Raw genomic sequence first — 16,701 nt, 5'->3', positions numbered from 1 at the left:
GCTAACGACCAAAAAATTCATCTGCCAAAGGTAAACATTATGAAAAACGTAAAAACCCTCATCGCTGCTGCTGTACTGAGTTCACTCTCTTTCGCAAGCTTTGCTGCTGTACAGGTACAATCCACTCCAGCCGATCAGCATAAAGTCGGGACGATCTCTGCATCTGCCGGGACTAACCTGGGCTCTCTGGAAGATCAGCTGGCACAAAAAGCGGAAGCAATGGGTGCAAAATCTTACCGCATCACCTCTGTGACCGGTCCTAACACCCTGCACGGCACCGCTGTCATCTACAAATAAGCCGGGCATAAACCCTCATTTATGCCACTGCAATAAAAAACGCCCTGCTTAGCAGGGCGTTTTACTTTCCGTCTTACATGGACTGCTGGACGACATCGTGATGCCGGGTGACATCGGTCGGCATGCCTGACCGCGCTTCCATCGCGCGCTCCATCACCAGGCTATCGGTATTCGCATTCGTTTTGAAGCTCACCATCGTGGCATTCAGGTTAATGGGTAATGTCTGGGGATCATCGCCGATATTTTTTGATAGCGGCTGGTGAATCTCAACCAGCCGCACGCCGCCTGGCTCTTCAGAGACCTTAATCGGCGTATTGATAATATTCACCTTCGTTCCCGGCGTAACGACGTTAAACAGCGTTTTGATATCGTCATCGCGCAGACGAATGCAGCCGGAGCTGACGCGCATGCCGATGCCAAAATCCGCGTTCGTACCGTGCAGCAGGTATACACCGCCGTATGCGGCAAGGCGGATCGCGTGATGACCCATCGGGTTATCCGGGCCTGCCGGAACCACGGCAGGAAGATCGATGCCCTGGGCCTTATAGCGGGCGCGAATGTTGGCCGTCGGCGTCCAGGTTGGGTTGGCGCGTTTATCCGAGACGGTGGTGACCATCGTCGGTGTCAGCGTATCGCCGCCCAGTTGACCAATACCGATAGGGTAGACGGTAACCTCATTTTTACCCGGCGGGTAATAGTACAAACGCAACTCCGCCAGGTTGATCACGATCCCCTCCCGCGGGGCATCCGGCAGGATAGTCTGTAACGGAATGGTCAGTACGCTGCCCGCGCGCGGGACGTACGGATCGACGCCGGGGTTCGCCTGCAGCAGGGCCAGAAAACCGACGTTATATTTTTTGGCTATCGCTTCAAGAGAGCCACCATTGTTTTCAACCACATGAAAGCGGTTTTCACCCACCACCTTGCTGCCGGGCGGGGGAAGGGGCCAGGTGTTTGCCCGCGCAGGAAGCGCAACCGCGACGGTGGCTGCCAGCGCAAACAGGGTTATCCAGCGGGTAAAACGCGAAGAGGTCATCATCACCATAATCCATGTAAATGATAAGGTTATTGTTTTATAAGGGGTTAAAGATAATTATGGCGAATGGGTGTGTCGGGAAGATCGGGTGAAGTGCAAAGAGTTTGTAAATTGTCCCCCCGCCAGCACTGCGCTAACGGGGGGAAGGGCGAGTTACGCGACAGCGTTCTCTTCCAGCTGACGCATAAAGTTACGCACCCAGTCCATGCGCGTTTTGCGCTCCGTCAGCTCCTGGGTAAATTTCAGTCGCGTCGGGCCATCAAGACGGAAGTGCTGCGGCTGTTTTTGCAGCAGGCCGATCAGCCACATCGGATTGACGTGGTTCTTCTCGGCAAATTCAATGACGCCGCCTTTTTCGTTGCCCTCAAGCTTGCGAATGCCCAGCTTCTGCGCCTGCTGGCGCAGGCGCGCGATATCCAGCAGGTTACGCGCAGCATCTGGCAGCAGGCCGAAGCGGTCGATCAGCTCAACCTTAATTTCTTCCAGCTCGTTTTCCGTCTTCGCGCTGGCGATGCGCTTGTAGAACGACAGTCGGGTATTCACGTCCGGAATGAAATCATCCGGCAGCAGGGAAGGCATTCGCAGCTCGACCTCGGTTTGCTGGCTGGTCAAATCTTCCAGAGACGGCTCGCGCCCGGCCTTCAGGGCGTCCACCGCGTTTTCCAGCAGCTCCATATAGAGCGAGAAGCCGATGGTCTCCATGGAGCCGCTCTGGTCCTCACCCAGCAGTTCACCCGCGCCGCGGATCTCCAGGTCGTGCGTGGCCAGCGCGAAGCCTGCGCCGAGGTCTTCCAGCGAGGCGATGGCTTCCAGGCGCTTTTGCGCGTCGGTGGTCATCGCTTTCGGATGCGGCGTCAGTAGCCAGGCGTAGGCCTGATGGTGCGAACGCCCGACGCGGCCGCGCAGCTGGTGAAGCTGGGCCAGGCCAAAGTGATCCGCGCGTTCGATGATAATCGTGTTCGCCGTTGGAATGTCGATCCCGGTTTCGATGATGGTGGTACACACCAGCACGTTAAAGCGCTGGTGGTGGAAGTCGTTCATCACCCGCTCCAGCTCGCGTTCGCGCATCTGTCCGTGACCGATGGCAACACGCGCTTCCGGTACCAGTTCCGCCAGCCTGTCGGCGGCTTTCTGGATGTTTTCCACGTCGTTATACAGGTAATAGACCTGACCCCCGCGCAACACCTCACGCAGGATCGCCTCACGCACCACCAGATTGTCGTACTCGCGGACAAAGGTTTTTACCGCCAGACGGCGCGCCGGCGGCGTGGCGATAATCGACAGATCGCGCATGCCGCTCATCGCCATGTTCAGGGTTCGCGGGATCGGCGTGGCGGTCAGGGTCAGGATGTCGACGTCCGCGCGCATCGCTTTGATGCGCTCTTTATGACGCACCCCGAAGCGGTGCTCTTCGTCGACGATCAGCAGCCCCAGATCTTTCCACTTCACATCGCTTTGCAGCAGCTTGTGGGTACCGATCAGAATATCGATCTTGCCTTCGCTTGCCTGCTCCAGGATCTGCGTCTGCTCTTTGGTGCTGCGAAAACGCGACAGCATCTCGATGCGTACCGGCCAGTTGGCGAAGCGGTCGCGGAAGTTGTCGAAGTGCTGCTGGGCGAGCAGGGTGGTCGGCACCAGCACTGCCACCTGCTTGTTGTTTTCAACCGCAAGGAAGGCGGCGCGCATCGCCACTTCGGTTTTACCGAAGCCGACGTCGCCGCAGACTAAGCGGTCCATTGCCAGCGGCTGGCACATGTCGCTCAGCACGGCGTTAATAGCCTGAGCCTGATCCGGCGTAGTTTCAAACGGGAAGCTGTCGCAGAACAGCTGGTACTGTTCTTTGTCGTGCTTAAAGGCGAAGCCCTCTTTGGCCGCGCGCTGGGCGTAGATATCCAGCAGTTCGGCCGCCACGTCGCGCACTTTTTCCGCCGCTTTCTGGCGTGCACGCGTCCAGGCGTCGCCGCCCAGCTTGTGCAGCGGCGCATTTTCCTCCGCGCCGCCCGCATAGCGGCTGATCAGGTGCAGCGACGAGACCGGTACATAGAGTTTGGCGTCGTTGGCGTAGGTCAGCATCAGGTACTCACCTTTGATACCGCCCGCTTCCAGCGTGGTCATCCCCTGATAGCGGCCAACGCCGTGCTCCAGGTGAACAATCGGCTGGCCTGGATGCAGCTCGGCCAGGTTGCGGATCAGCGTGTCCGGGTTGATGGTCCGACGGCTGTCCTGACGGCGGCGCGCGACGCGCTCGCCCAGCAGGTCGCTTTCGCAAATCAGCGCCAGGTTGTTGAGCGTGTCGATGAACCCGTGCTCGGCGGCGCCGATCATCAGATAACGACCGTTTCCGGTCGCTTCGCTCAGACGCAGGATGCGCTTCGGGGCCACCTTAATGCGTCCCAGCAGCTCACCCAAAGCTTCGCGGCGGCCTTCACTCTCAACGGAGAACACCACCGGGCCAGTAAAGGACTCCAGGAACTTGCGCAGATTATCCAGCGGCGATTTCTGCTGCGCCTGAACGGCCAGCTCCGGCAGCGTGCGGAAGGCGAGGTTGGTGTTGGCGGCCTTATCGGCAAGCGAATCGGTTTTCAGCTGCATGCGCGGCCAGCGCTTCAGCTCGGCGTTGAGTTCGTCGGTGCGCAGCCACAGCGCTTCCGGTGGCAGGAGCGGACGCATCGGGTCAACGCCCCGGTTTTCGAAGCGTGCGCGGGTTTCGCTTTCAAAGCGGCTGGCGCTGGCGTCGATATCGCCGGTGTTCACAATCAGGGTATTCGCCGGGAAGTAGCTGAACAGGGCGGGCAGCGGCTCGCTGAAGAACAGCGGCTGCCAGTATTCGATTCCGGCCGGGAGCGTACCTTTGCTGACCTGCTGATAGATATGTTCTGCATCACGCTTTACGTCGAACCTGTCGCGCCACTGGCTGCGGAACAGCTCGATGGCGGTTTTGTCCGTCGGGAACTCGTGGGCAGGCAGTAAATTGATGGATTCCACCTCTTCCAGCGTGCGCTGGGTGTCGGCATCGAACACGCGCAGGCTGTCGATTTCATCATCAAAGAAATCCAGACGATACGGCTGGTCGCTGCCCATCGGGTAAAGGTCGAGCAGCGCGCCGCGGGTGGCATATTCCCCGTGCTCCATGACCTGATCGACATGGCGATATCCGGCACCGTCAAGCTGGTCTCGCAGGGTGTCGCGAGACAGGCGCTGGCCTTTTTTCATCACCAGCGCGTGGCCGTGCAGATAGCTATGCGGGCAGACGCGCTGCATCAGGGTATTCACCGGCACAATCAGCACGCCGCGCTGCATGGTCGGGAGTTGATATAGCGTCGACAGGCGCGAGGAGATGATCTCCTGATGCGGGGAGAAACTGTCATACGGCAGCGTTTCCCAGTCGGCCAGGCTGAACACCAGGCTATCGGTGAACTGGCGGATTTCATCGTGCAGGCGCAGGGCGTTTTGCATATCCGGGGCAACCAGCACCACCGGGCCAGGGTGCCGCTCAGCGATTTCTGCCACCAGCGTGGCGCACGCCGCGCCCGTGAGTTCACCCAGCTGGCGCTGGTCGCCCGCTTTGACGGGCAAGGAATAACGATAGTGTTCAGGCATGGCTATGTCAGAGTCTCTTATGGATATACCAACAGTATTGGGGCATATCACTGATACGCAATGTCTTTATTATCCTCGATCGTTTTACATAAGCAAATTGTAACCGCACGGCAGGGCTAAACGCCCCCAAAACGGGGGCGGAGAGGGCATTAACGGGTGGCAGGTGACAGGCTCCGCGCAGACGGAGGAGAGAAGAAAAGGTCCCCGAACAGCGCGGTGGAAATTTTACGCACCCCGAGCCCGGCAAGGGTACAGATCAGCAGGCTGGCAATCGGGTAGACCAGTATTAAGCACAGTTCTGCCCAGACCGGCCACAGGGCGGCATTCATCTCGCCAATCAGGATCAGGCTGAAGGCCTCAATTAAGATGCGGTGGGTGGTATAGATCGCAATGGTGTTTGAGCCAATCACGTTCAGCAGGTTGTTGGGATGTACGGCATAACGCTGCTCAAGGCTGTAGAACAGCTTCATGATCAACACGATCGACAGCAGAGAAAGCAGGAGAGGAACGTTAGCAAACCACAGCACCACGGAGACGGCCGCGAAAGCGCCAGTAGCCAGCCAGGTGCGGCGCAGGTTGAAGCTTTTCATCCACGCCATCAGCTCGGCGCCATACCACGCCCCCAGGCTGTAGTAGATCATGTTGCGTACCACGCTGTTCATTCCCCACCACGGCAGCGGCAGGAAGTTGATCGCGATGCTCGCCAGCGCAAGCAGTCCGAGTACCGGCAGCTTCCAGCGGCTCAGCAGTTTACACAGCGTGAAGTAGACCACCAGAGCATACAGATACCACAGGCTGGTGCTGGCGGTGAGCATGCCCCGCACAAATCCTGCCAGAGAATCGGCGTAGGCCGCGTTCGACGAGGTGGCAAGCTCGCGATCGGGCGCCAGCCAGGCGTTCAGGTGGGTCAGCGCCTGCCATTGCAGGATCCCCCACAGCGCCAGAACCCAGACAATGCTCCAGATCCGCTTGTCGAGGCTGGTGCGCCAGTCTACCTCATCAATATAACGACGGATCAGATAGCCGGAGATAAAGAAGAAAACCGGCATCCGGAACGGGGCGAGATAGAGGTTAAAATAGACCCAGCATTTGGCGAGGAGACCGGAGAGCGGATGCTGTAGCCCGCTGAGATGAGGATAAAAGGTGATAACCGAGTGGTAAATCACCACCAGACAGATGCACAGCCCTTTTATCTGGTTTATCCATAATGCTTTTTGCTTCATTGTTCGCAACTACCTTATTGCCATAGACGAACGAGCAATTGTTGTTAAACGAAACCGTGATGTAATGGGTAACAGTCTGTATCAGGAGGTTTTTCGGAAAAGGTGGAGGTTGCGAGGCGCGGTTTCAGACATTAGTACCCTGATTTATCTGAATTTTTCGGAAAAATGATTACCAAAGCTTACGGTTTCAGTCATTTACCCTTAACGGATTCGCTTATATACTCGTGGGTCTGCTATCAGCAAACAGACGGACTTCATGTATCAACCTGTCGCACTCTTCATAGGCTTACGTTACATGCGTGGGCGCGCCGCGGACCGCTTCGGTCGCTTTGTCTCCTGGCTTTCGACTATTGGCATTACGCTCGGCGTGATGGCTCTGGTGACGGTGCTTTCCGTCATGAATGGCTTCGAGCGCGAGCTGCAAAACAACATCCTGGGGCTGATGCCGCAGGCCGTTCTCTCATCGAATAACGGTTCCGTTAACCCGCAACAGCTGCCGGAAAGCGCGGCGAAGTTACAGGGTGTCACGCGCGTTGCGCCCTTAACCACTGGCGATGTGGTGCTGCAAAGCGCCCGCAGCGTGGCGGTCGGCGTGATGCTGGGGATTGACCCGGCGCAAAAAGACCCGCTGACGCCGTTCCTGGTTAACGTGAAGCAAACCGATCTGGAAGCCGGAAAATACAACGTGATTCTGGGTGAGCAGCTTGCCGGACAGCTTGGCGTCAACCGCGGCGATCAGCTGCGCGTGATGGTGCCGTCCGCCAGCCAGTTTACGCCAATGGGTCGCCTGCCGAGCCAGCGCCTGTTTAACGTGATTGGTACTTTTGCCGCCAACAGCGAAGTTGACGGCTATCAGATGCTGGTGAACATTCAGGATGCGTCACGCCTGATGCGCTACCCGGCGGGAAATATCACCGGCTGGCGCCTGTGGCTCGATCAGCCGCTGAAGGTCGATACCCTCAGCCAGCAAAAACTGCCGGACGGCACCAAATGGCAGGACTGGCGCGAGCGTAAAGGCGAGCTGTTCCAGGCCGTGCGCATGGAAAAAAACATGATGGGGCTGCTGCTGAGCCTGATCGTCGCCGTGGCTGCATTTAACATCATCACCTCGCTGGGCCTGATGGTGATGGAGAAGCAGGGCGAAGTCGCCATCCTGCAAACCCAGGGTTTGACGCCGCGCCAGATCATGGCGGTCTTTATGGTGCAGGGGGCCAGTGCAGGCATTATCGGCGCGCTGTTGGGCGCCGTGCTCGGCGCACTGCTTGCCAGCCAGCTTAATAACTTAATGCCGATCATCGGCGCGCTCCTTGACGGCGCGGCGCTGCCGGTGGCTATCGAGCCGCTGCAGGTGGTCGGAATTGCGCTGGCCGCGATGGCCATTGCTCTGCTTTCTACGCTTTATCCTTCCTGGCGCGCCGCCGCCACTCAACCCGCTGAGGCTTTACGTTATGAATAAGATCCTGTTGCAATGCGACAACCTGTCCAAACGCTATCAGGAAGGCACTGTGCAGACCGACGTGCTGCACAATGTGAGCTTCAGCGTGGGCGAGGGCGAGATGATGGCGATTGTCGGCAGCTCCGGCTCGGGCAAAAGTACGCTGCTGCACCTGCTGGGCGGGCTGGACACGCCAACCAACGGCGACGTGATCTTCTCCGGTCAGCCGATGAGCAAAATGTCCTCTGCGGCGAAGGCCGAGCTGCGTAACCGCGAGCTGGGCTTTATCTACCAGTTCCACCACCTGCTGCCGGACTTCACGGCGCTGGAAAACGTGGCGATGCCGCTGCTGATTGGCAAAAAGAAACCGGCAGAAATCAACGCCCGCGCCAGCGATATACTGAAAGCGGTAGGGCTGGGCCACCGGGGAAATCACCGCCCGTCGGAGCTGTCCGGCGGCGAGCGCCAGCGCGTGGCAATTGCCCGTGCGCTGGTCAACAACCCGCGTCTGGTGCTGGCGGATGAGCCTACCGGTAACCTGGACGCGCGCAATGCGGACAGTATCTTCCAGCTTCTCGGCGAGCTTAACGCCTCGCAGGGAACCGCGTTTCTGGTGGTGACTCACGATCTGCAGCTGGCAAAACGCATGGGTCGCCAGCTTGAGATGCGCGACGGCCATCTGAATGCGGAACTGACCCTGATGGGGGCAGAGTAATGGCGTCACCGTTATCGTTACTCATCGGGTTACGCTTTAGCCGCGGCCGCCGTCGCGGCGGTATGGTGTCGCTGATCTCCGTGATCTCCACCATCGGTATTGCGCTGGGCGTGGCGGTCCTGATTGTCGGCTTAAGCGCCATGAACGGCTTTGAGCGCGAACTGAATAACCGCATTCTGGCGGTGGTGCCGCACGGGGAGATCGAGCCGGTTAACCAGCCGTGGGCCAACTGGAGCGATGCGCTCGCCAAAGTGGAAAAAGTGCCGGGCATTGCCGCGGCCGCGCCATACATTAACTTTACCGGACTGGTGGAGAGCGGGGTAAACCTGCGCGCCATTCAGGTGAAAGGGGTGAATCCGGCCCAGGAGGAGCGGCTCAGCGCGCTGCCGAAATATGTGCAGAACGGCGCGTGGGCGAACTTTAAGGCCGGCGAGCAGCAGATCATTATGGGTAAAGGCGTTGCCGATGCCCTGAAGGTGAAGCAGGGCGACTGGGTGTCAATCATGATCCCGAATGCCAGCGCCGATCACAAACTGCAGCAGCCAAAACGCGTGCGCCTGCACGTCACCGGTATTCTTCAGCTGAGCGGCCAGCTTGACCATAGCTTTGCGATGGTTCCGCTGGAAGATGCGCGCCAGTATCTCGACATGGGCGACAGCGTGACGGGCATTGCCATTAAGGTGAACGACGTCTTTAACGCCAACAAACTGGTGCGTGATGCCGGCAGCGTGACCAATAACTATGTCTACATCAAAAGCTGGATCGGCACTTACGGCTATATGTACCGTGATATCCAGATGATCCGTGCGATCATGTATCTGGCGATGGTGCTGGTGATTGGCGTGGCGTGCTTTAATATCGTCTCGACGCTGGTAATGGCGGTTAAGGACAAGAGCGGCGACATCGCCGTGTTGCGTACCCTCGGGGCAAAAGACGGTCTTATTCGCGCCATCTTCGTCTGGTACGGTTTGCTGGCAGGGCTGTTCGGCAGCCTTTGCGGCGTGGTGATTGGCGTGGTGGTTTCTCTGCAGCTGACGCCGATTATCAACGGGATTGAAAAGCTTATTGGTCACCAGTTCCTGTCCGGTGACATCTATTTTATTGACTTCCTGCCGTCTGAACTGCACTGGCTGGACGTTTTTTATGTGCTGGTTACAGCACTTTTACTGAGTCTGCTGGCAAGCTGGTATCCGGCGCGTCGCGCAAGCCGAATTGATCCGGCGAGGGTATTAAGTGGCCAGTAATTACGTCATGGTGTAGCGGTCCTGAGGCCGCTATGTCAGAAAGAGGAATGCGTTATGTATTATGGATTTGATATTGGCGGCACCAAGATTGCGCTCGGCGTGTTTGATAAAGACCTCAAACTGCAGTGGGAAACCCGCGTTCCCACGCCGCGCGAAAGCTACGATGAATTTTTAACCGCCATTGCCGCGCTGGTGGCGCAGGCGGATGAACGATTTGGCGTGAAAGGCAGCGTCGGCATTGGTATTCCGGGCATGCCCGAAACCGACGACGGTACGCTGTACGCGGCCAACGTGCCTGCCGCCAGCGGTAAACCGCTCCGCGCCGACCTCTCGGCCCTCCTAGAACGCGACGTGCGTTTAGATAACGATGCCAACTGCTTTGCCCTCTCTGAAGCCTGGGACGATGAATTCCGCCGCTATCCGCTGGTGATGGGGCTGATCCTCGGTACCGGCGTAGGCGGGGGGATTGTCATCAACGGCAAGCCGATTACCGGGCGCAGCTACATCACCGGGGAGTTTGGTCATATCCGTCTCCCGGTGGATGCGCTGGAGGTGGTAGGGCGTGATTTCCCGCTCACCCGCTGCGGCTGCGGCCAGCACGGCTGTATCGAGAACTCTCTCTCAGGACGCGGGTTTGCATGGCTTTACGAACACTTCTATCATCAGAAACTTGAGGCCCCTCAAATCATTACCCTGTGGGAGCAGGGGGATGCGCAGGCGCGTGAGCACGTCGAGCGCTATCTGGATCTGCTGGCGGTGTGCCTGGGAAATATTCTCACCATCGTCGACCCGGATCTGCTGGTGATCGGGGGAGGGCTGTCAAACTTTACTGCGATTACGGAACGGTTGTCCGGGCGTCTGCCCCGACATTTATTGCCGGTCGCCCGCGTGCCGCGCATTGAACGCGCGCGACACGGGGACGCGGGAGGCATGCGCGGAGCCGCATTCCTTCATCTCACCGATTAGTTTACGAGGTCTTTATGCTGTCGCGTCGCCAGGGTCGACTCAGCCGTTTTCGCAAAAACAAACGCCGCTTACGAGAGCGCTTGCGCCAGCGGATCTTTTTCAGAGACAGAATCATGCCAGAAGCGATGGATAAACCCAGAGTGGTGGTACTGACCGGGGCGGGGATCTCCGCCGAGTCAGGAATTCAAACCTTCCGTGCGGCAGACGGGCTGTGGGAAGAGCACCGCGTCGAGGACGTGGCGACGCCGGAAGGCTTTGCCCGCGATCCGGATCTCGTGCAGGCGTTTTACAACGCTCGCCGTCGACAGCTTCAGCAGCCTGAGATTGCGCCGAACGCGGCGCATCTGGCGCTGGCGAAGCTGGAAGAGGCGCTCGGGGATCGTTTTCTGCTGGTGACGCAGAATATCGACAACCTGCACGAGCGGGCCGGTAACAAGAACATCATCCACATGCACGGTGAGCTGCTCAAGGTTCGCTGCGCCTGGAGCGGCCAGGTGCTGGACTGGAAAGAGGACGTGCTGCCAGAGGACAAGTGCCACTGCTGCCAGTTCCCGTCGCGCCTGCGTCCGCACGTGGTCTGGTTTGGCGAAATGCCGCTGGGGATGGATGAGATCTACAGCGCGCTGGCGATGGCGGACGTGTTTATCGCTATTGGCACATCAGGGCACGTTTACCCGGCGGCGGGGTTTGTTCACGAAGCGCGACTGCACGGGGCGCATACGGTGGAGCTCAATCTGGAGCCGAGCCAGGTGGGCAGCGAGTTTGAAGAGAAGCAATATGGCCTGGCGAGCGAGGTGGTGCCAGCGTTTGTAGATAAGCTTCTGAAGGGGCTGTAAGAGTAACGGGCGACGTTGCGTCGCCCGTTATGTATTGCATTAACGACCTGCTTTTAACTTCTGATAATACTCTTCGTAAAGGCGGCTCGCGTCGCCTACATCGTTCTGCCATTCTCCTTTGCTGATGGTTTCGGCATCTGGATAGAGTGACTTATCGTTAGCCACGTCAGGCTTCAGCAGCTTGCGGGCGGCCAGGTTTGGCGTCGGGTAGCCAATCGTCTCGGCTACCTGTTTCGCCACGTCCGGACGCAGCAGGAAATTAATCAGCTTCAGCGCACCGTCCACGTTCTTCGCGTTGGCCGGGATCGCGAGGCTATCCATCCAGAAGATCCCGCCTTCCTTCGGCCAGACCACCTCCAGCGGCGTACCGGCCTGACGGGCAACATACGCAGAGCCGTTCCACACCATCCCCAGGTTTACTTCGCCTTCCATATACGGGTTTGCCGGGTTATCAGAGTTGAATGCCGCCACGTTAGGCATCAGCTTTTTCAGCTCGTTGTAAGCCGCGTCGATCTCTTTCGGATCGGTGGTGTTACCGGAATAGCCAAGCTTACGCAGCGCGATCTGGAACACTTCACGCGCGTCATCGGTTAACAGCAGGCTGCCTTTGTATTCCGGTTTCCACAGATCCGCCCAGCCGGTGACCGTTTTTGGATCGATGGCCTCGCTGTTCACGCCAATCGCCGTCGCCCCCCAGATGTACGGAATGGAGTAGTCGTTATTTGGGTCGAACGGCTTGTTGAGCATCTCAGGATCGAGGTTTGAAAAATTAGTTAGCTTCGTTTTGTCGATCTTCTGGATCATGCCCTCTTTGCGCATTTTGTCGACAAAGTAGGTGGAAGGAACCACCAGATCGTAGGCGCCGTCCTTGTAGGTTTTGAGCTTGGCATACATGGTTTCATTCGACTCGTAGGTCGAGTAGATCACCTTGATGCCCGTCTCCTTTGTGAACTGTTCCAGCAGGCCCGGCGGCACGTACTCGGTCCAGTTGTAGAAGTAGAGCGTTTTGCTGTCATCAGCGTGCGCGGCACCCATGCCAAGCACCAGCGCCGCAGCGGCGAGCATTTTTTTCATTTCATTGTCCCCTGAGATTTTGTTTTATCACGAGCAATAACCTGGCTGGCGATCACCAGAACCAGCGAAAACAGCAGCAGTATGGTCGCCAGCGCGTTCACCTCCGGTGAGACGCCAACTTTTACCATCGAATAGATCTTCAACGGCAGAATTTCGTAGCTCGGCCCGGTCACGAAGGAGGAAACCACGACGTCATCCATCGACAGGGTAAAGCTGAGCAGCCATCCGGCGGCGACGGCAGGCATCGCCAGCGGCAGGATGATTTTGCGCAGGATGATCATCTCGCTGGCACCCAGATCTTTCGCCGCTTCCAGCATGCGCACGTCGAACCCTTTCAGACGCGCGTAGACGGTGACCACCACAAACGGCAGGCAGAAGGTGATATGGGAAAACAGCAGCGACCAGAAGCCAAGCTGTACGCCCAGCAGCATAAACAGCACCAGCAGCGAAATCGCCATCACGATGTCCGGCGACATCATCACTACAAACAGCATGCCGCTGACGAACGGCTTGCCGCGAAAACGGTAGCGGTACAGCGCCACGGCGGTCAGTGAGCCAATCAGCGTGGCGAAGGTGGCGGAGACGATCGCCATCGTCAGCGAGTGCTGTGCGGCTTGCAGCAGGCTGTCATTGTTCATCAGCAGGCTGTACCAGTTGGTGGTAAACCCCTGCCAGTTGATCCCGAACCGCGAGCTGTTAAACGAGTTCACGATCAAAATGATAATCGGGATATAAAGGTAAGCGTAAATGGCGGTCATAAAACCGCCGCGAAGCAGTCGACCGATCATTCGAGTTCCACCTTCTTGTTGAGCAGGCGAGAAGCGCGCCAGTAGACCAGCAGCATCAGCCCCATCACCACCGTGAGCGTAATGCTGGTCGCGGAGCCGAACGGCCAGTCGCGGATGTTCAGGAACTGACTCTTAATCACGTTGCCGATAAGCAGGTTTTTCGCCCCGCCCATCAGGTCAGAAACGTAGAACAGGCCCATCGCCGGGAGCATCACCAGCAGACAGCCCGCAATAATGCCGGGCATGGTCAGCGGAATGATAATGCGGATAAAGGTCTGCAGCTTGCTGGCCCCCAGATCTTTTGCCGCTTCCAGCAGCGGTTTATCGAGCTTCTCAATGCTGGAGTAGAGCGGCATCACCATAAACGGCAGCAGGATATAGACCAGGCCAATGATTACCGCACCTGGGGTAAACATGATGCGCACTGGCGTATCAATCACGCCCAGCCACAGCAGAAACGCGTTGAGGTAGCCTTTGGTGCTGAGGAAGATTTTCAGCCCGTAGATGCGAATCAGCGAGTTGGTCCAGAACGGCACAATCAGTAGAAACAGCAGCAGCGGGCGCACCTTTTGCGGCAGTCCTGCCAGGAACCATGCGAAAGGGTACCCCAGCAGCAGGCAGGCCACGGTGGCAATCAGCGCCATATTGAGCGAGTGCAACAGCACGTCGAAATAGAGCGGATCGAGCAGGCGCGCGTAGTTGTCCAGCGTAAAGACCAGCGAAACGAAGTTTGCATCGTCGCGGGTCAGGAAGCTGGTGGCGATGATCATCAGGTTGGGTAAAAAGACAAATAACACAAGCCAACCGACGATAGTGGCAATAACCACCTTCTGGAACTTACTTGTGTTCTTCATCAGCCAGCACAACCTCCCAGCTTTCTACCCAGTTGATAACCATTTTCTGGTCAAGAGAGTGGTCAAAGTCAGGATCGTCCTCGTTAAAGAATTCGCTGACCATCACCATTTTGCCGTTCTCCAGTTCCACAACGGACTCGAGGGTCATCCCTTTATAGTTACGTTCGCGAACGTAACCGATCAGACCTTCGACGTCGGCCGTGTCGTGGATCTCATCAACGCGGAGATCTTCCGGGCGCAGCAGGACGTTGAGTTTTTGTCCTTTCTCGACGGCAAAGTTCACGGTGATAATGCAGTCGCGTCCCTCGACGTTCGCGCGAACGCGCTGTGCATCCAGACGCTCAAGTACGGTGGCGTTGAAGATATTGATCTCGCCAATAAAGCTGGCGACAAACAGGTTTTTCGGCTCTTCGTATATTTCACGCGGCGTACCGTCCTGTTCAATCTTACCGTCACGCATTACCACGATACGGTCTGACATGGTCAGCGCCTCTTCCTGATCGTGGGTGACGAAGACAAAGGTGATACCGAGCTTGCGCTGTAGCGCTTTCAACTCGTTCTGCATCTGCTTGCGCAGCTTGTAATCCAGCGCGGAGAGGGATTCATCCAGCAGAAGCAGGCGCGGTTTATTGACGACCGCGCGGGCAATGGCCACGCGCTGCTGCTGACCGCCGGAGAGCTGGTGGGGCTTTCGCTGGGCAAACGTCTCCAGCTGAACCATGCGCAGGGCTTCGGTGACGCGCGGTTCGATCTCATTAGCCGGGGTTTTTTGCATCCGCAGGCCAAACGCCACGTTCTCAAACACGGTCATGTGCGGGAACAGGGCGTAGCTCTGAAAAACGGTATTGACGTGGCGATCTTCGGCAGGAACCTGGGTTATGTCCTGGTTTTCAAGATGGATGCGGCCATTATCAACGCTTTCCAGCCCGGCGATAAGGCGCAGTACGGTGGTTTTGCCGCAGCCGGAAGGGCCAAGCAGCGTAAGAAACTCACCATCATTGATGGTCAGGTTGAGGTCGGAAATGACGTCTTTGCCATCAAAGCTTTTACGAATTCGTTCCAGTTGCACCAGCGGTGAACGAGAACGGGATTGTGTATTCAATTTTTGCGCTGTCCCATATAGACGCCTCAGGCAGCAGACTGAAGCGGGGTTTGTGTGTAACCACCTTGGTGACTCGTAATGAGGGCGGACATTCTACGGCAATCCCCCGTAATCGCCAATCCTTGTCACTGATTCATAAGCTACATTTATTAACGCATAAAGATATAAACGTAAAAAGTTCTCGTTTGCGGGATAAAAGTGACCTGACGCAATATTTGCGTTTTGATGCTTACTGATAATGTTGTCACAAAAAGTGAGGGTGACTGCATGGATAAATTACTTGAGCGTTTTTTACAGTATGTTTCGCTGGATACCCAATCTAAGCCGGGTGTCCGCCAGGTGCCAAGCACCGAAGGCCAGTGGAAGTTGTTAAACCTGCTTAAAGAGCAGCTTGAGGCCATGGGGCTGGTCAACGTCACGTTAAGCGAAAAAGGCACTGTGATGGGAACGCTGCCGGCGAATGTGCCGGGTGATATTCCGGCGATTGGCTTTATTTCTCATGTCGATACCTCACCTGATTTTAGCGGCAAACACGTGAACCCGCAGATCGTGGAAAACTACCGCGGCGGTGATATCGCGCTGGGGATTGGCGACGAAGTGCTCTCTCCGGTGATGTTCCCGGTGCTGCACCAGCTGCTCGGCCAGACGCTGATCACCACCGACGGTAAAACGCTGCTGGGGGCGGATGACAAGGCGGGCATCGCGGAAATCATGACGGCGCTGGCGGTGCTGAAACGTAAAAACATCCCGCACGGGGACATCCGCGTTGCCTTTACCCCGGACGAAGAGGTGGGTAAGGGCGCGAAGCACTTCGACGTGGATGCTTTTAACGCGCAGTGGGCGTATACCGTCGACGGCGGTGGCGTGGGCGAGCTGGAGTATGAAAACTTCAACGCGGCGTCGGTGACTATAAAAATTGTCGGAAACAACGTTCACCCCGGGTCTGCCAAAGGGGTGATGGTGAACGCGCTGTCGCTGGCGTCGCGTATTCATGCGGAAGTCCCGGCGGAAGAGAGCCCTGAACAGACAGAGGGATACGAGGGTTTTTATCACCTCACCAGCATCAAAGGCACCGTGGACAGCGCGCAGATGCACTACATCATCCGCGATTTTGACCGTAAAGCTTTTGAGGCGCGCAAGCGCAAAATGATGGAGATCGCCAAGAAGGTTGGGAAGGGATTGCATCCTGACTGCTATATTGAGCTGATCATTGAAGACAGCTATTACAATATGCGCGACAAGGTGATGGCCCATCCGCACATTCTGGATATCGCCCAGCAGGCGATGCGAGACTGCGATATTGAACCGGTCTTAAAACCGATTCGCGGCGGCACTGACGGCTCGCAGCTGTCATTTATGGGGCTACCGTGCCCGAACCTGTTTACCGGGGGCTATAACTACCACGGCAAGCATGAGTTTGTGACGCTGGAAGGGATGGAAAAGGCGGTGAAGGTGATTGTGCGCATAGCCGAGTTAACCGCTAAACGCTAAAAAAATGCCCGGTGGCGCTGCGCCACCGGGCATTGTCACA

Annotated in this window: 14 protein-coding genes; 7 read left to right on the top strand and 7 right to left on the bottom strand. The window is 57.3% G+C overall.

Annotation, left to right across the window (positions count from 1 at the left end; translation table 11 throughout):
- Positions 1–39: 39 nt before the first annotated feature.
- Positions 40–297, top strand: coding sequence for a multiple stress resistance protein BhsA (gene bhsA / locus ACTJI7_RS03595; protein ID WP_023332711.1), 258 nt, complete (start codon positions 40–42; stop codon positions 295–297).
- Positions 298–370: 73 nt separating this feature from the next.
- Here the strand turns inward: bhsA and ldtC are convergent, their stop codons facing one another.
- The 3 genes from ldtC to ACTJI7_RS03580 all read right to left on the bottom strand — a co-directional run bounded on the left by ldtC (position 371) and on the right by ACTJI7_RS03580 (position 6,156).
- Positions 371–1,336, bottom strand: a complete 966-nt coding sequence (ldtC, locus tag ACTJI7_RS03590) for a L,D-transpeptidase LdtC (RefSeq protein ID WP_100170471.1) — start codon at positions 1,334–1,336, stop codon at positions 371–373.
- A 150-nt stretch (positions 1,337–1,486) separates the two neighbouring features.
- Positions 1,487–4,933, bottom strand: a complete 3,447-nt coding sequence (gene mfd, locus ACTJI7_RS03585; protein ID WP_440669710.1) for a transcription-repair coupling factor — start codon at positions 4,931–4,933, stop codon at positions 1,487–1,489.
- Positions 4,934–5,082: 149 nt separating this feature from the next.
- Complete coding sequence (locus ACTJI7_RS03580) at positions 5,083–6,156, bottom strand: acyltransferase family protein (protein ID WP_048959703.1); 1,074 nt, start codon at positions 6,154–6,156, stop codon at positions 5,083–5,085.
- 256 nt (positions 6,157–6,412) lie between these two features.
- Here ACTJI7_RS03580 and lolC point away from each other — a divergent pair, with 256 nt between their 5' ends.
- Genes lolC through cobB form a run of 5 tightly spaced genes read left to right on the top strand, consistent with a single transcriptional unit; the run spans position 6,413 to position 11,352 of the window.
- Positions 6,413–7,612: a lipoprotein-releasing ABC transporter permease subunit LolC gene (lolC, locus tag ACTJI7_RS03575; protein WP_028012739.1), complete on the top strand. Its 1,200-nt coding sequence runs from the start codon at positions 6,413–6,415 to the stop codon at positions 7,610–7,612.
- Positions 7,605–8,306, top strand: a complete 702-nt coding sequence (gene lolD / locus ACTJI7_RS03570) for a lipoprotein-releasing ABC transporter ATP-binding protein LolD (protein WP_192985959.1) — start codon at positions 7,605–7,607, stop codon at positions 8,304–8,306. The genes lolC and lolD overlap by 8 nt, the downstream gene beginning before the upstream one ends.
- The gene (gene lolE, locus ACTJI7_RS03565; RefSeq protein WP_047368298.1) at positions 8,306–9,550 is read left to right on the top strand and encodes a lipoprotein-releasing ABC transporter permease subunit LolE; all 1,245 of its coding nucleotides are present in this window, start codon (positions 8,306–8,308) and stop codon (positions 9,548–9,550) included. Before lolD ends, lolE begins: the two co-directional genes overlap by 1 nt.
- A gap of 54 nt (positions 9,551–9,604) precedes the next feature.
- Positions 9,605–10,516, top strand: a complete 912-nt coding sequence (gene nagK / locus ACTJI7_RS03560; RefSeq protein ID WP_063153838.1) for an N-acetylglucosamine kinase — start codon at positions 9,605–9,607, stop codon at positions 10,514–10,516.
- Between the two features lie 14 nt (positions 10,517–10,530).
- The gene (gene cobB, locus ACTJI7_RS03555; protein ID WP_041910499.1) at positions 10,531–11,352 is read left to right on the top strand and encodes a Sir2 family NAD+-dependent deacetylase; all 822 of its coding nucleotides are present in this window, start codon (positions 10,531–10,533) and stop codon (positions 11,350–11,352) included.
- Positions 11,353–11,391: 39 nt separating this feature from the next.
- On the opposite strand, the gene potD is transcribed toward cobB, so the two are convergent.
- Genes potD through potA form a run of 4 tightly spaced genes read right to left on the bottom strand, consistent with a single transcriptional unit; the run spans position 11,392 to position 15,200 of the window.
- Positions 11,392–12,426: a spermidine/putrescine ABC transporter substrate-binding protein PotD gene (potD, locus tag ACTJI7_RS03550; RefSeq protein ID WP_028012743.1), complete on the bottom strand. Its 1,035-nt coding sequence runs from the start codon at positions 12,424–12,426 to the stop codon at positions 11,392–11,394.
- Positions 12,423–13,214 (bottom strand): spermidine/putrescine ABC transporter permease PotC, encoded by a 792-nt coding sequence (potC, locus tag ACTJI7_RS03545; RefSeq protein WP_048956794.1) that lies wholly within the window; start codon positions 13,212–13,214, stop codon positions 12,423–12,425. The genes potD and potC overlap by 4 nt, the downstream gene beginning before the upstream one ends.
- Entirely contained in the window at positions 13,211–14,068 is an 858-nt protein-coding gene (gene potB, locus ACTJI7_RS03540) for a spermidine/putrescine ABC transporter permease PotB (RefSeq protein WP_041910497.1), read from the bottom strand. The genes potC and potB overlap by 4 nt, the downstream gene beginning before the upstream one ends.
- On the bottom strand, positions 14,052–15,200 hold the full coding sequence (potA, locus tag ACTJI7_RS03535; protein WP_167401640.1) for a spermidine/putrescine ABC transporter ATP-binding protein PotA: 1,149 nt from the start codon (positions 15,198–15,200) through the stop codon (positions 14,052–14,054). The genes potB and potA overlap by 17 nt, the downstream gene beginning before the upstream one ends.
- Before the next feature lie 237 nt (positions 15,201–15,437).
- On the opposite strand from potA, the gene pepT reads away from it, so the two are divergent.
- On the top strand, positions 15,438–16,661 hold the full coding sequence (pepT, locus tag ACTJI7_RS03530; RefSeq protein WP_440669706.1) for a peptidase T: 1,224 nt from the start codon (positions 15,438–15,440) through the stop codon (positions 16,659–16,661).
- Positions 16,662–16,701 lie beyond the last annotated feature (40 nt).

The sequence above is a fragment of the Enterobacter sp. 22499 genome, assembly GCF_052044815.1.
Lineage (GTDB): Bacteria > Pseudomonadota > Gammaproteobacteria > Enterobacterales > Enterobacteriaceae > Enterobacter > Enterobacter bugandensis.
The sequence above is the reverse complement of the archived record's forward strand: the minus strand, read 5'-3'. Positions and strand labels throughout refer to the sequence as shown.

Coding starts and splice junctions, on each gene's coding strand:
- bhsA (WP_023332711.1), top strand. CDS start 40: ATGAAAAACGTAAAAACCCTCATCGCTGCTGCTGTACTGAGTTCACTC.
- ldtC (WP_100170471.1), bottom strand. CDS start 1,336: ATGATGACCTCTTCGCGTTTTACCCGCTGGATAACCCTGTTTGCGCTG.
- mfd (WP_440669710.1), bottom strand. CDS start 4,933: ATGCCTGAACACTATCGTTATTCCTTGCCCGTCAAAGCGGGCGACCAG.
- ACTJI7_RS03580 (WP_048959703.1), bottom strand. CDS start 6,156: ATGAAGCAAAAAGCATTATGGATAAACCAGATAAAAGGGCTGTGCATC.
- lolC (WP_028012739.1), top strand. CDS start 6,413: ATGTATCAACCTGTCGCACTCTTCATAGGCTTACGTTACATGCGTGGG.
- lolD (WP_192985959.1), top strand. CDS start 7,605: ATGAATAAGATCCTGTTGCAATGCGACAACCTGTCCAAACGCTATCAG.
- lolE (WP_047368298.1), top strand. CDS start 8,306: ATGGCGTCACCGTTATCGTTACTCATCGGGTTACGCTTTAGCCGCGGC.
- nagK (WP_063153838.1), top strand. CDS start 9,605: ATGTATTATGGATTTGATATTGGCGGCACCAAGATTGCGCTCGGCGTG.
- cobB (WP_041910499.1), top strand. CDS start 10,531: ATGCTGTCGCGTCGCCAGGGTCGACTCAGCCGTTTTCGCAAAAACAAA.
- potD (WP_028012743.1), bottom strand. CDS start 12,426: ATGAAAAAAATGCTCGCCGCTGCGGCGCTGGTGCTTGGCATGGGTGCC.
- potC (WP_048956794.1), bottom strand. CDS start 13,214: ATGATCGGTCGACTGCTTCGCGGCGGTTTTATGACCGCCATTTACGCT.
- potB (WP_041910497.1), bottom strand. CDS start 14,068: ATGAAGAACACAAGTAAGTTCCAGAAGGTGGTTATTGCCACTATCGTC.
- pepT (WP_440669706.1), top strand. CDS start 15,438: ATGGATAAATTACTTGAGCGTTTTTTACAGTATGTTTCGCTGGATACC.